The organism is Luteolibacter sp. Y139 (assembly GCF_038066715.1).
In the GTDB taxonomy this organism is placed as follows: Bacteria; Verrucomicrobiota; Verrucomicrobiia; order Verrucomicrobiales; family Akkermansiaceae; genus Haloferula; species Haloferula soli.
Genome location: NZ_JBBUKT010000014.1, coordinates 43,003 through 56,089 on the forward strand (window position 1 = coordinate 43,003; position 13,087 = coordinate 56,089).

A 13,087-nucleotide genomic window follows, 5' to 3' on the forward strand; every position below is an offset into this window, starting at 1 on the left:
GAAGATTTCGCTGCGAAATCAATCAGCAAATCCGAGGTAAATGATTCGTAGTTAGACGTATCAGAGCTTCCCATTTGCCGATTTTTCGCTGCATAACCCGCGGCGCATGGCTCGCCCCCCACGATTAGCCACAAAAGACCTGTCTTCGCGCCTCGAACGAGGCGGCCCCGCCTCCGCCGCGGACCTCGCCACCGTTTTCCGGGTCGATCGCTCGACGATCACCCGGACTCTCGGCGATCTCGGCCCGGACATCACCAGCATCGGTGCCACCCGCCGGACGCGCTATGCGCTCCGTCGAAAAGTGCGTAAAACCGCCTCGGCCTGGACCCTGTATCGGATCGATGCCACGGGTCGGCCGGAGCCCCGTGGCACCCTCGAAGCGCTTCACGGAGCGTGGCGAATCCACTGGGCCGACACCGCTCCCGCATGGGCCGGCCACTTCACCGATCCTGACGGATTGTGCGATTCCCTGCCGGGATTCCTCCGCGACCTCCAGCCCGGCGGATTTCTCGGAAATGCCGAGGCGCAGCGACTGGCGATGGGCCTGCAAGTGCCACCTGACCCACGGCTCTGGCATGACGACGACCTCGTCATGTTCCTTCAAACCGCCGGGACGGACCTCCCGGGCGCTTGGATTCTAGGCGACGACGCTCTCCGGCGCGCCCTCGCCCTACAAATCCAGCCACTTCCCGAGACCACCTTGGCCCCGCATCAGGCGATGATGCGCTACCCGGAACTCGCCATCCGGACCATGTCAGGCAGCCCCATCGGCGGGCTGGCTGGTGGCGAGCAGCCGAAGTTTCTCGCCACCCTTGAGGAATCCGGCGTCGAGCGCCGCCAAGTGCTGGTGAAATTCTCCCCACCGATGACCCAAGGAACCGGCCGCCGCTGGGCTGACCTATTGGCCATGGAATGGCACGCGCTCGAGCTGCTGGCAGAAGTCGGCCTCGCGGAAAAAGGCCACCGCCTGCTCGACGCGGGCGGACGTCGCTTTCTCGAAATCACGCGATTCGACCGCACTCGCCAAGGCGGACGCCTCCCCGTGATCTCATTGAAGTCCCTGAATGGCAGCCACAGCGCCGACTGGACCGCCAAAGCCTCCGACCTGGAGAAATCCGGCCTCATTGACGCCACGGAAGCCGCGAAAGTGCGCCGTTTGCAGGCCTTCGGCGAGCTGATCGGCAATGACGCCATGCACGCCGAGAACCTGAGCTTCCGCATGACCGATGAGCTCCCGCTCGAGCTCGCCCCCGCCTACGACATGCTCCCCATGCTCTGGGCCCCGGGCCCGCAGGGAGAGCTCATGGACCGCACCTTCGCCCCTTCCCCGCCTGTCCCCGCCGCAGCGGAGGCCTGGCGGGAGATGCTTTCACTGGCCCGGGAATTCTGGAGCCGGGTCATCGCCGACCAGCGGGTCTCGCGGGAGTTCGCGGCCACCGCGCGGAATGCCGGCGAAGCGCTGACACGCTTGCACGAGAGGTTCGGCTGAAGGCGGTGTTTTTAGACACGCAACGCGCCCCGGGTCGCTTTGCCGGTGTCGGCGTGGATTCGCGCTGGCCGTGTCGCCCACGGGCACCCATTCTTTTCGAAAGCCGAACAATGACGACTGAAGAACTGCAGGACCGGATCGCCGCCACCAGCGGCTGGATTACCTCCGTGAAGGAAGAAATGGGCCGCGTGCTGGTCGGTCAGGACCGGCTGGTGGACCGGCTGATCGTCGGCTTGATATGCAATGGACACATCCTGCTGGAAGGTGTCCCCGGCCTGGCGAAGACCCTCGCGGTCAAAGCGCTCTCCGGCTCGCTCGATGCCAGCTTCGCGCGTTTCCAGTTCACGCCCGATCTGCTGCCGGCCGACCTTCTCGGCACCATGGTCTACAACCCGCAGGAGGCGAAGTTCACGCCGAAGCTGGGCCCGATTTTCAATAACCTGATCCTCGCCGACGAAATCAACCGCGCACCGGCCAAGGTCCAGTCCGCCTTGCTTGAGGCGATGCAGGAAAAGCAGGTCACGCTCGCAGACACGACCTACAAATTGCCCGAGCCGTTCCTGGTGCTGGCGACGCAGAACCCGATCGACCAGGAAGGCACCTATCAGCTCCCGGAAGCCCAGCTCGACCGCTTCCTGCTCAAGGTGAGCGTGGGTTATCCTACCAAGGACGAAGAGCTGCAGGTGCTCGACCGCATGGCGAACTCCTCTCCGGTCTATCAGACGCGCACCGTGGCCAGCCCGCAGCAGGTCGCCGAGTCCCGCTCGCACGTGAACCAGATCTACATCGATCCCGCCGTGCGCGAGTACATCGTCGATCTCATCCGCGCGACCCGCTTCCCGGCAAAGATCGATGGCGGCCTGAAGCACCTCATCCGCGCTGGCGCCTCACCGCGTGGCACGATCAATCTCGCCCTCACCGCCCGCGCCCGCGCCTTCAGTGCCGGCCGCGCCTACGTCACGCCGCAGGATGTGAAGGACATGGTCCACGACGTCCTCCGCCACCGCATCCTGCTCAGCTATGAAGCGGAAGCGGAAGAAGTGAACACGGACCAGATCCTGGATCGCATCCTTTCGAAGGTGCCGGTGCCTTAAGACTCATCTGCCGTCTCGCCATGACTCAAGACGAGCACATCGAGGAAGTGATGAGCCGGGTCCGGAAGCTCGAGCTCAAGGCCCGGCGACTGGTGAGGGAAACCTTTGCCGGCGAATACCAGTCTTCGTTCCGTGGCCAAGGCCTCGATTTCGATGACTTCCGCGAGTATGCGCACGGCGATGAAATCCGCTTCATCGACTGGAATGTCACCGCGCGGATGGGCACGCCCTACATCCGCAAGTTCCGCGAAGAGCGCGAGCTGGCGGTGATCCTGGCCGTGGACATCTCGGGCTCCGGCGAATTCGGCAGTGTCCACTTCTCCAAGCGTGAAGCCGCAGCCGAAGCAGCGGCGATCCTCGGCTTCAGCGCGGCCGGCAATGGCGACAAGGTCGGCCTGCTGCTGTTCGCGAAAGAGCCGGTCCTGTTTGTCCCCGCCGCGAAGGGAACGCGCCACGTGCTGCGAATCGTCCGCGAAATCCTGATGGCGCAGCCCGACAAGCAGGGTACCTCCATCCAATCCGCCTGCGATTTCCTGATCCGCACCCTGCGCCGGAAGGCCTTTGTGTTCATGATCTCGGACTTCTTCGACGACCCGCTCGACAAGCCCCTCGGCAAGGTCGCTCGCAAGCACGAGACCGTCGCCCTGCAAGTGACCGATCCCCTTGAGATGACCCTGCCGAAAGCCGGCCGTGTCGTCTTCACCGATCCCGAAACCGGCTGGGAAGCGCTGATCAATACCAACAATGCCAACCTCCGCATGGGCTATGAGAAGCTGATGCGCCGGCAAATGGAAGGCGTCCGCGCCATCTGCAAGAAGAACGGCATCGACCACGCGCAGATCTCGACCGACCGTGACCGGCTCGGCGATTTGCATCGTCTCTTGAAAAAACGCGCCCGCAAGCGCACCCGCTAAGCTAACGAACGATGGCCAAGGAATCCGATGACGCGTTGGTGCTCCGGGAACTCGTCCCGGCGGACCCGCTGCTGCCCGATCCCGGCATGCCGCCGTGGGGATGGGTGCTGATCGGCCTGGCCGCTGCCGCGGTGATCGGCTTCCTCTTTTTCCTGCGCCGCAGCAAGCACACGGAAACCGACCCACGCCATCTGCGTGAGGAAGCCTACGCACGGGCACAGCACGATCTCGAAGCCGTGCCCGAGGGAGGCATGCAGGCCGCTGCGACCAAGGTCTCGCTGGTCCTGCGGCGCTATCTCGCCACGGTCTGCGGGGATCCGGCGCTGTTTGAGACCCACGAGGAGTTCGTTTCCCGCCACGCGGCGCTGTCCGGCTATCCCGAGGACCTCCGGAATGTCACCGCGGAAGGGTTTTCCCATCTGGCCCGATTGAAGTATGGTCGCGACACAAATGGCGATCCGGTGGCGCTTTTCGGAGCGGCCCGCCAATTGCTCGACCGCCTCCACCAGCATCAGCCCGCATGACGGATTTCTTCACACATTTCCGCTTCGCCCAGCCGCAGTGGCTGCTGCTGCTGATCCCCTGCTTGCTGCTGTTCATCCTGCGCCGCGGCCGGGGGGCTGAGGCGGCACTGACTTTCTCCACGCTCTCGGTGCTCGTCAGCATGGGGGCCAAGGTCCGCCGCTCCGCCTTCTCCTTCGGCATGCCGCTGGCCATCCTCGCGCTGGTCCCGGCCATCCTCGCGATGGCCCGCCCGGTATGGCGGAATGAGTATCAAAGCAAGACCGCCAGCGGCATCGACATCGTGATCGCCTTCGATGTGTCACTGTCGATGAGCATCGATGACTTCCACACGCCGGACGGCCGCCCCGTGAAGCGGCTGGATGCGGCGAAAGCCGTGGTGAACAAGTTCATCGAAGGCCGCACCGACGACCGCATCGGCATGGTCATCTTCTCGGGACGCCCCTACTCGGTGAGTCCCATCACCCTCGATCACGATTGGCTGCTCCAGAGCTTCCGGCAGGTGGACCTGAATATCCTGAAGGAAATGGGCACCGCCATCGGCTCCGCCATCGCCGCTTCCTCCACGCGTCTCGAATCCCGCGACGCCAAGAGCAAGATCATCGTGCTGCTCACCGATGGTGCTTCGAATTCCGGCAAAATCGCCCCGGTCGAAGCGGCGGAAAACGCCAAGAAGCTCGGCATCAAGATTTACACGATCGCGATCGGCACCGAGGAGGGCCGCGTCGAGAAGCACATCCAGCGCTTCGCCCGCCAGGAATTCGACCTGCCGACCCTCAGGAAAATCGCATCCCTGACCGGCGGCGAGCACTACTGGGCGCAAACGATCGATCAGCTGGAGAGCACCTTCAAAACCATCGACCAGCTTGAGAAGTCCGAGACGGTGTCCCGCACCGTGATCGAGGACACCGAGCTGTTCCCGTGGTTCATTATCGCCGCGGTGATCGGCTCGCTGGCCGCCGCCTTCGTCCTGGCCCTCAACCCGCCGCCCGCACCATGACCCTAGCCCAACCCGCCTGGCTCCTGCTGCTGCTTGTGCTTCCGCTGTTCGTGATCGGGGCGGTGCTGACCGCGCGTCTGCGCCGCAAGCAGTGGGCCGCCTTTGCCGCGCCGCGATTGCGATCGAAGCTGCTGCGCCGCGCGAGTCCGCTGCCGCGCTGGCTGGCATTCTCCTTCCTTTTGGCGTCAGTCGTATTGCTGGCGATCGGTCTGGCTCGCCCGCAGACGACGAGGGGCCTCGAGACCGAAACCACCAAAGGCCGCAATGTGCTGCTCGCGCTGGATCTTTCCCGCAGCATGCTGGTGACCGACCTCAAGCCGAACCGGCTGACCCAGGCAAAGACGCTCTGCTACGATCTGATGGAGGCCCTTCCCGGCGACCGCATCGGCGTGATCGCCTTCGCCGGTGAGCCGTATCTCGTCGCTCCGCTCACCCCCGACCATGCGGCGGTGCGCGAAACGATCGATCAGCTCGATACCGACTACATCCCGGTGGGCGGCACGAATCTGGAAGGCACGCTCGAGATGGCGATCAAGACGCTGAAGGAGACCGGCCAAAAGGAAAACGCGCTGATCCTCATGACGGATGGCGATGAAACCACCGGCAAGATGATGAAGCTGGCGGCGGAGGCAAAGCGCGCGGGCATCTATGTCTTCACCATTGGCATGGGCACCGAGCTCGGCGACTTTGTGCCGGACAAGGATTTTAGCGACGGTCGACATCGCGACACTGCCGGCAACGTGGTGCGCAGCGCACTGAATGCCGAACCGCTCAAGCGGATGGCGTTGGAAACCGGCGGCCGTTTCGCCGCTGCCACCTCCGCCACCAGCATTCCCGAAATGGTGAAGCTGGCGATTTCTGACATGGAGCAATTCGAGATCACCGGCCGTGAACACTTCGTGCCGAACGAGTACTACCAGTGGTTCGTGCTGCCGGGTATCCTGATGCTGATGACCTCGGTGATTGCCGGCACACGCTGGCGCGGCTTGGGCCCGGCGAGCGCGGCGACCGCCACGGCGCTGATGCTGCTCTTCCCGCAGCCCGCCAGGGCGAGCGTGGAGGAGGATGCCCGCCGCGCACTGGCGGAAGGCCGCCATGAAGAGGCTGCCAATTATTTCAAGGGGCTCGCGATGTCCGAGCAGGATCCGGAACGGATCGCCCGCTATCGCTTGGCGGAAGGCAATGCCGCCTACGCGCAGGGCGATCTCCAGAGCGCGCGCAGTGCCTTCAGCGCGGCGCTCAAGTCGGACGACCCGAGGGTTCGGGCCGCCGCCCATCATGGCATGGGCAGCGTCCTCTTCGGCAGCGGGTGGAAGCGCCTCTCGCGTGATGCCGCCTATCCGAACGTGGGACCGAAGGAAGGTGAGAAGAAGCCGGATGCCTTCGGGAGGATCGCGGATTCCATCCTCGGCCTCTCGAAGGATGAGAAGAAGCCGGAAGAGGGCAAGCCGACGGATCCGATGGAGACCTTCGACACCATGGTCCGGGAGGCGCTTTCGAAGTGGATGCAGAGCGAGGCTCCGGACAGCGGCGACAGCGCCGGCTTCGCGCAATTCAACGACGTGCTCAGCGACTGGATGGACGGAGTGAAGCACTTCGATTCCGCCCTGCGCTACGATTCATCGCTTGAGAGCGCCCGCCACAATCGCGCGCTCACCGTGAAGTATCTCAAGAAGCTGCGTGAGATCCTCGAGGAAGTCTCGGAGAATGCCCAGCAGCTCCAGCCGCAGCCCGGCCAGGGCCAAGGTCAGGCCCAAGGCCAGCCTCAGCCCGGAGAGGGAGAAGGAGGCGACCAGGAAGGCGAAGGCCAGGGCGGCGACAAGCCGAAGGACGGCAAGGGCGGAGAAGGCGACAAGCAAAACCAAGGCAAGAAAGGGGGCGACCGCCCTCAGGATGGCAAGGGTGACAAGGATGGAGACAAGAATGGAGGCAGCAAGCCGAAGGCCGGTGAAACTCCCGAGGACGCCGCACGCCGCATCTTGCGCGAGAATGCCGATTTCGAAAAAGGCGCGCTCAATCCGGGCCGCATGGAATACCGCCAGCCCGAGAAGGACTGGTAACCCGATCTGATTTTCCGACGTGAACCGAATCCGCCAAATCATCCTCTCGCTGCTGCTTGCCGGTGCCGCCCATGCGGCTCCCGGCGTTGACGTGGTCATGAGCAGCCGTTTCCTCGTGCGGGGCGAGCAAGCGAAGTTCGAGATCGTCCTTCGCGGCGGCGACTACAACGACCAGATCGAGCCACTCAAGACGCCCCAGATCAAGAACGTGGACTTCCACTTGCTGGGGTCCTACCCGCAGCGTCGGCCCTACGAAAACCGCCAGCGGCCGGAACTCTCCATCCCCTTCGTGGTCTCGAGCTTCGAAGTGGGCAATCACGTGATCCCGTCGATGGACGTCGTCGTGAATGGCGAGGCCCTGCACACCAGCCCGCTTGAGTTCCGGGTGCTCGATGACATGAGCCTGACCTGGTCCAACGCGACCGTGGGCCAGGAGAAGATCAAGTATTCCGCCGCCTTTTACGCGCTGAAGGATCAGCCCTACCTCGGGGAAAAGCAGCCGGTGGAGCTGAAGATCTATCTGCCCGGCGACCTGATGGTCGTCGACTGGGGCATCCCTGACTTCGAACGCCAGGGCCTGTCCGCGTGGCGCTTCCAGCCGCAGCCTCAGATCGGCCGTGCGCAGCTGTTAGGACGGACCTGCTACGCGATCCCCTATCCCAGCACTGCTTCCACCAATCAGGCCGGTGCGGCCACGCTTGGACCCGCCAGCCTCACCCTGCAGCTTCAAGTCGCCTCGGTGCAGAACTTCGGCCGCGCCTACGCCCAGGCCCTCAAGCTGAATATCCCTGCCCTGACATTCCAATCGAAGCCATTGCCTCCCGGCGCGCCAGAGGGCTTCGAGAATGCCGTCGGACAGTTCAACATGAAGGTCGCCACCGGAGCAACCGACTTGCATGAAGGCGATCCGGTCACGCTGGAAATCTCCGTCTCCGGCAGCGGCAATCTTGATGCGCTCAATCCGCCGAAGCTCCTCGATGCCGATGGCTGGAAGATCTATGATGCCTCGTCCGACGAACGCGGTGAGGAACGCCGCGAGCTTTCCGGCGAGGTAATCTTCCGCCAGTTCATGCGCCCGCTGAAGCTGCAAAAGGCCATCCCCCCTTTCAAGCTGGTCTATTTCGATCCCGCGAAAGGCAGCTACGAAACCGCCCTCTCCGATGCGATCCCGCTCAACGTGCTGCCCTCCACTGCGGCTGGCATCATGGCGGCTCCGCCACCAGCGCTGTCGATGCCGCTGGAGGAGATGACCGATATCCTTGGCGTGGTGAATCCGAATGCCGCGTTGCTTTCTAACAAGCTCCGCCTTCCCTCGTGGAGCTGGCAGATCATCCCGGTGCTGCTAGCGCTCGGCTTGATTGCGAAGATCGCCATGCGTCATCTGGCTCCCCGGCTTCACAAGGACCCTGCTGTCCTCGCCCGTCACAAGGAGTGGCGCGAAGTCGAGAATGCCCCGGACCAAACCTTCTACCGCAAGGCCGCGCATTTCATCGAGCGCTGGCTAGGTGACCGCCAGGATCCCATGATTGATGAAGTGCTCAAGCGCCGCGACGAAAGCAGCTTCCGCCAAGACCGCGCCGAAAGCCGCGTGGACCGCACCGAGCGCAACCGCGTGCTGAAGCAACTCCGCCGGCTCGCGCTGCCGCTGGTGGCGGTCTTGCTGACGCTTTCCGGCGGGCGCGCCCGAGCTGCGGAAGACGCTGGCAAGCTCTTCCAGGACGGACGCTACAGCGAAGCCGCCAAGGCGTGGCTCGATAGCGGCCCCTACGACCAACTCTCCGCCGACACGCTCTACAACATCGGCGATGCCGCCTACCGCATGGGCTCGGCCGGTGAGGCCGCGCTCTACTACCGCCGCGCGCTGGCCCGGAACTCCGCTCACGCCGAGTCGCGCCAGAACCTCCGCTTCCTGGAGCGGAAGTTCGGCTCCATCACCATCGTGCGGCCGGACTATGAGCATCAGATCGCCCGCTTGCCGCTGGGTTTCTGGCAGGGCTTGGTCGCAGCCTCGGCATGGGCCGTGGTGCTCGGACTGCTCGTCTTCCCGGCCACCCGCCCCGGTGCAGGGCTCCGCATGGGCGCCATCGCCGCCTTCGTGAGCGCTCCCCTGATCGCCGCCTGCGGCGTGCTGGGCTGGCACTACTATCCGGACGATGCCCGCTTCGCCCCGCTCAAGGAGCAAGCCGTGGTCGTATCCGATACCGCCACCGTCCGCACCGATGCTGCCCGCACCGCACCGAAGGTGATCGACGCTCCGGCCGGATCACTGTGCAAGCTGGTCAGCCGCTCCGGCGATTGGGCCTATGTCGCCTTCACCAACGAAAGCCGTGGCTGGGTGCCGCTCGTTGACATCCGGCCACTCGTGCCCGAAACAAATCCTGAGGCACCGAAACCCCGCTCCACTGGCGGCGAAAACAACGCCTGATCGCATTCATCCCATCTCCTTCTCTCCAACCTACACGAAACGCATGAAACGACGTTTGATTCTCGCCCTCGCCTTGTTCGCACCCTTCGCCTTCGCGCAGGAGGAAGCCAAGAAGGAAGAGACGAAGCCTGCCGAAGCCGCCAAGACCGAAGCGGTCAAGGACATCAAGATCAAGATGACCACGACCAAGGGCGACATCGAGGCCACCATCTTCGCCTCCAAGGTGCCGGTGACCGCCGCCAATTTCCTCAACCTCGCCAAGCGCGGCTACTACAACGGCATCGCCTTCCACCGAGTCATCGAGAACTTCATGGTGCAGGGCGGCGACCCGACCGAATCCGGCCGTGGCGGTCCGGGCTACAAGTTCGCCGATGAGTTCCATCCGGAACTCAAGCACAGCAAGCCGGGCATCTTCTCGATGGCCAATGCCGGCCCGGGCACCAACGGCTCGCAGTTCTTCATCACCATGGCCCCGACTCCTTTCCTCGATAACCACCACTCGGTCTTCGGCGAAGTCACCAAGGGCCAGGACGTCGTGAACAAGCTGCTCGGCAAGGTGAACACCGGCGAGACCGGCGGAAAGGTCGATCCCGCCGGGAAGGGCGACAAGATCGAGAAGATCGAAATCCTCGACTCCACCGATGCTCTCTTCGCCGCCCAGAAGGCCAAGATCGACGAGTGGGACGCCAAGCTGAAGGCCGCTGGCAAGTAAGCTCCTCGCGTTTTATTTTCCAACGCCAGGCTCCGGCTACTCCGGGCCTGGCGTTTTTCTTTTCGTGCCGGAAGCCTGCTTCCCGTAGCTCCCGCCCTTCTCCACCACCGGCAACTTCGGAGTCGAGGCCTCCGGCTTGTCCTCTGCGAGCCAATGATTGTCCTCGAAGCGAAACGTCTCCGGTGCGGTATCGGCTCCAATGTTGATCTCGTCTTTCACCTTCGCTCTCTGGAAGACGAAGGAGTTCCCGGAAATCACCACATTGCGACATGGAGGAAAACCCTCCGCCTTGGTTTCCTGCAGCACGCGAAAGATCCACTTCTCCGGGCTCTTCACGGTATTACCAGTGAACTCCGCGCCATCAACACCGGTGAAGGCGGTGGCACACATGCCGCCCTCGATGGTGTTCTCGCGGACCGTAATACGACGCGCCTCGTACTTCGCGCCCGGCGGACGGAAGTAGTCCATGCCGGTCGAGCCGCCAGCCTGGATTGGACGCTCGCCCGCGTCTTTGAAGCGGCACTTCTCGATCACGATGTCCTCGCAGCCGCCCTTAAACTGCGGACCGGTGTGCTGCGAGAAGCCGGGCTTGCCTGTGAAGACACAGCCGGTGATGAGTGACTTGTGGCAACCGACGAAATCGATGGCCTGACCTCCCCAGCCTGAGATCCGGCAGTCGCGGATCGTTAGATCATCGAGGCCCGAGCACTTGATGGCATCGAAGTTTCCGTCGGGGCCGATATCACTCACCTCGACGCCTTCGATCAGCACCTTGACCACCGGCCGTTCCATTTCACCACCATCATCGAGGTTGATGCCGTTGCCGCTCTGCCCGCTGACCTTGAGGTGCCGCAGCGTCAGGCCGGGACAGCGGCTGAAATGCCACGCCTCCTTGCCGCCCTTGAAATACGGCGGGTTCTTTGGATCGCGTGCTTCGATGGTGAGATCCGCGATGCCAGTGACGAAGTTCCCCGGCGCATAGTCGCCCGGAGCAATCTTTACCACGTCGCCCGCTTTCAAACTGCGCAGCGCCGCCGAAAGCGTGGCAGCAGAATCCACCTCATGAGTCGCCGCAGCGACGGGGCCGGCGAGAAGGGAAAGGGCAAGGAATACGCGCATGGAATCCATACGCCGACGACAGGCCTAACCTCGCATCAGATCCGGGCGCGCGCCCGCTTCGCCGCTTCCCACGCGTCGTCCATCTGATCCGCCGTCGCGGCTTCAAGCGATAGCCCGGCTTCCTTCAGCCTCCGCTCCATGTCGCCGAAACGCTTTTCGAATTTCTCGTTGGCCGCGGAGAGGATCACCTCGGGATCGAGCTTGCGGAAGCGGACGAGATTGACCACGGAGAACAACAGGTCGCCGATCTCTTCATCGACCGCCGGGAGATCCTGAGCGTCCACGGCACCTTCCAATTCCACCACCTCCTCGCGGATCTTTGCGAGCACGCCGGACTGGGTCGGCCAGTCAAAGCCGACCTTGGCCGCCTTCTTCTGGAGCTTCGAGGCACGGAGCAGGGCAGGCAGACCCTTGCCGACCCCATGGAGGTAAGGCTCGTCCTCCGTCCCCTTCTCGCTGCGTTTGATCTGATCCCACTGCTGAAGTACGGCGTCCGTCGTAGCGGCGTCCGCGGTCGCGAAGACGTGAGGATGCCGGCGCACCAGCTTGTCGGAAATCCCCCGCGCCACGTCGTCGAAGTCGAAGTGCTTGCTTTCCTGCGCGAGCTCGCTGTGGAAGACCACCTGCAGCAGTAGGTCGCCGAGCTCCTCTTCCAGGTGCTTCATGTCATCGCGCTCGATGGCATCCACCGTTTCGTAGGCTTCCTCGATCAGATTGGAAACGAGGCTGCGGTGCGTCTGCTCGGCATCCCACGGGCAGCCGCCGGGCGCACGCAGGCGGTGCATGATGGCGCGCAGCCGCTCCAGCTGCAGGCCCTTGTCAGGACAATCGATCATTTCCGCGTCGGTCATCGTTCCTTGGTCGGTTTGCTGGCTTGTTGGAGAATCTCGCGCTCCTCGTCCGTCAGGCTCTGGATGCCCTCCCGGTTGATCTTGTCCAGGATCCGGTCCACATCGGAAGCGGTGGCGATGTCCACGGAAGTTCGCGGCCTCAGCTTCGACTTCTGGCGGAACTCCTTCGGACGGATGATTTTCTCCTCCTTGGGTGACCCCTTCCCCAGCAGCTGCGGAAAGCGGGTGAGCAGGAACCCGAGAATGGCACCGCCGAGATGGCCGGCTTCCCCGCCACTGTTCAGCGAAGGACGGCCACCGGCCAGATTGTCCAGGACGATCATGAGAACGGCGATTCCCATGACGATGAGCGCCAGCCTCCGCATCGTCACCTCGATGGGCGGGAAGATCAGCCGGGCCCTCGCATTCGGATCAATGACCGCGATCGAAAGCAGGATCCCGTAGATCCCCGCCGAGGCACCGATCAGCGGCGCGGTCACATCCCGTCCTGGCAGAATGCCGGTGAGAGTCAGTAAGGTGAAGAACAGCGCTCCGGCGACACCGCACAGCAGGTAAAAGATGAGGAACCGGCGGCTCCCCCACCAGCGCTCCGCCCACGGGCCGAAGAAGTAAATCCCCAGGCAGTTCGCGATGATGTGCAAGGGGCTGAAATGCAGGAACTGGAACGTCAGCAGCTCCCAAATGCGCCCCTCGCGAAAAGCCGACTCGATGGTAAAGCAGAAGTTCGCATTGAGCACCCCGTATTCCCCGCCTCGCGGCCGGGTGAACAGGTCGATCAGGAACAGGATGGCATTCGAAATCAACAGCCACTTCGTCACCACCGGCATCGGTGGCTGTCCACCTGTCGCCGCGTAGCGCCGCTCCTCATCACGAAAGTAGTCCCGGTCCGATGCACCCATCT

General features: G+C 63.5%; 11 protein-coding genes. 8 read left to right on the forward strand and 3 right to left on the reverse strand.

Annotated features, from left to right (window positions below; genetic code table 11):
* Nucleotides 1–106: 106 nt before the first annotated feature.
* The 8 genes from yjjJ (at nt 107) to WKV53_RS25330 (ending at nt 10,216) form a co-directional block, all read left to right on the forward strand.
* Nucleotides 107–1,489: a type II toxin-antitoxin system HipA family toxin YjjJ gene (gene yjjJ, locus WKV53_RS25295; protein WP_341407623.1), complete on the forward strand. Its 1,383-nt coding sequence runs from the start codon at nt 107–109 to the stop codon at nt 1,487–1,489.
* Nucleotides 1,490–1,599: 110 nt separating this feature from the next.
* Nucleotides 1,600–2,583 (forward strand): AAA family ATPase, encoded by a 984-nt coding sequence (locus WKV53_RS25300; RefSeq protein ID WP_341407624.1) that lies wholly within the window; start codon nt 1,600–1,602, stop codon nt 2,581–2,583.
* 20 nt (nt 2,584–2,603) lie between these two features.
* On the forward strand, nt 2,604–3,497 hold the full coding sequence (locus WKV53_RS25305; protein WP_341407625.1) for a DUF58 domain-containing protein: 894 nt from the start codon (nt 2,604–2,606) through the stop codon (nt 3,495–3,497).
* An 11-nt stretch (nt 3,498–3,508) separates the two neighbouring features.
* Nucleotides 3,509–4,021 (forward strand): hypothetical protein, encoded by a 513-nt coding sequence (locus WKV53_RS25310; RefSeq protein ID WP_341407626.1) that lies wholly within the window; start codon nt 3,509–3,511, stop codon nt 4,019–4,021.
* Nucleotides 4,018–5,019: a VWA domain-containing protein gene (locus WKV53_RS25315; RefSeq protein ID WP_341407627.1), complete on the forward strand. Its 1,002-nt coding sequence runs from the start codon at nt 4,018–4,020 to the stop codon at nt 5,017–5,019. Before WKV53_RS25310 ends, WKV53_RS25315 begins: the two co-directional genes overlap by 4 nt.
* Nucleotides 5,016–7,079 carry a VWA domain-containing protein gene (locus WKV53_RS25320; protein ID WP_341407628.1) on the forward strand — a complete coding sequence of 688 codons (2,064 nt, stop codon included), beginning with the start codon at nt 5,016–5,018 and terminating at the stop codon, nt 7,077–7,079. The genes WKV53_RS25315 and WKV53_RS25320 overlap by 4 nt, the downstream gene beginning before the upstream one ends.
* 19 nt (nt 7,080–7,098) lie before the next feature.
* Nucleotides 7,099–9,504 carry a hypothetical protein gene (locus WKV53_RS25325; RefSeq protein ID WP_341407629.1) on the forward strand — a complete coding sequence of 802 codons (2,406 nt, stop codon included), beginning with the start codon at nt 7,099–7,101 and terminating at the stop codon, nt 9,502–9,504.
* 175 nt (nt 9,505–9,679) lie between these two features.
* Nucleotides 9,680–10,216 carry a peptidylprolyl isomerase gene (locus WKV53_RS25330; protein WP_345789686.1) on the forward strand — a complete coding sequence of 179 codons (537 nt, stop codon included), beginning with the start codon at nt 9,680–9,682 and terminating at the stop codon, nt 10,214–10,216.
* A 36-nt stretch (nt 10,217–10,252) separates the two neighbouring features.
* Here WKV53_RS25330 and WKV53_RS25335 read toward each other — a convergent pair whose 3' ends face one another.
* The 3 genes from WKV53_RS25335 to WKV53_RS25345 are packed head-to-tail and all read right to left on the reverse strand — an operon-like array spanning nt 10,253 to nt 13,085.
* On the reverse strand, nt 10,253–11,335 hold the full coding sequence (locus WKV53_RS25335) for a right-handed parallel beta-helix repeat-containing protein (protein WP_341407631.1): 1,083 nt from the start codon (nt 11,333–11,335) through the stop codon (nt 10,253–10,255).
* Nucleotides 11,336–11,370: 35 nt separating this feature from the next.
* On the reverse strand, nt 11,371–12,186 hold the full coding sequence (gene mazG, locus WKV53_RS25340; protein WP_341407632.1) for a nucleoside triphosphate pyrophosphohydrolase: 816 nt from the start codon (nt 12,184–12,186) through the stop codon (nt 11,371–11,373).
* Nucleotides 12,183–13,085: a rhomboid family intramembrane serine protease gene (locus WKV53_RS25345; RefSeq protein WP_341407633.1), complete on the reverse strand. Its 903-nt coding sequence runs from the start codon at nt 13,083–13,085 to the stop codon at nt 12,183–12,185. The genes mazG and WKV53_RS25345 overlap by 4 nt, the downstream gene beginning before the upstream one ends.
* Nucleotides 13,086–13,087 lie beyond the last annotated feature (2 nt).

Coding starts and splice junctions, on each gene's coding strand:
- WKV53_RS25320 (WP_341407628.1), top strand. CDS start 5,016: ATGACCCTAGCCCAACCCGCCTGGCTCCTGCTGCTGCTTGTGCTTCCG.
- WKV53_RS25335 (WP_341407631.1), bottom strand. CDS start 11,335: ATGCGCGTATTCCTTGCCCTTTCCCTTCTCGCCGGCCCCGTCGCTGCG.
- WKV53_RS25310 (WP_341407626.1), top strand. CDS start 3,509: ATGGCCAAGGAATCCGATGACGCGTTGGTGCTCCGGGAACTCGTCCCG.
- WKV53_RS25315 (WP_341407627.1), top strand. CDS start 4,018: ATGACGGATTTCTTCACACATTTCCGCTTCGCCCAGCCGCAGTGGCTG.
- yjjJ (WP_341407623.1), top strand. CDS start 107: ATGGCTCGCCCCCCACGATTAGCCACAAAAGACCTGTCTTCGCGCCTC.
- WKV53_RS25330 (WP_345789686.1), top strand. CDS start 9,680: ATGACCACGACCAAGGGCGACATCGAGGCCACCATCTTCGCCTCCAAG.
- mazG (WP_341407632.1), bottom strand. CDS start 12,186: ATGACCGACGCGGAAATGATCGATTGTCCTGACAAGGGCCTGCAGCTG.
- WKV53_RS25345 (WP_341407633.1), bottom strand. CDS start 13,085: ATGGGTGCATCGGACCGGGACTACTTTCGTGATGAGGAGCGGCGCTAC.
- WKV53_RS25305 (WP_341407625.1), top strand. CDS start 2,604: ATGACTCAAGACGAGCACATCGAGGAAGTGATGAGCCGGGTCCGGAAG.
- WKV53_RS25300 (WP_341407624.1), top strand. CDS start 1,600: ATGACGACTGAAGAACTGCAGGACCGGATCGCCGCCACCAGCGGCTGG.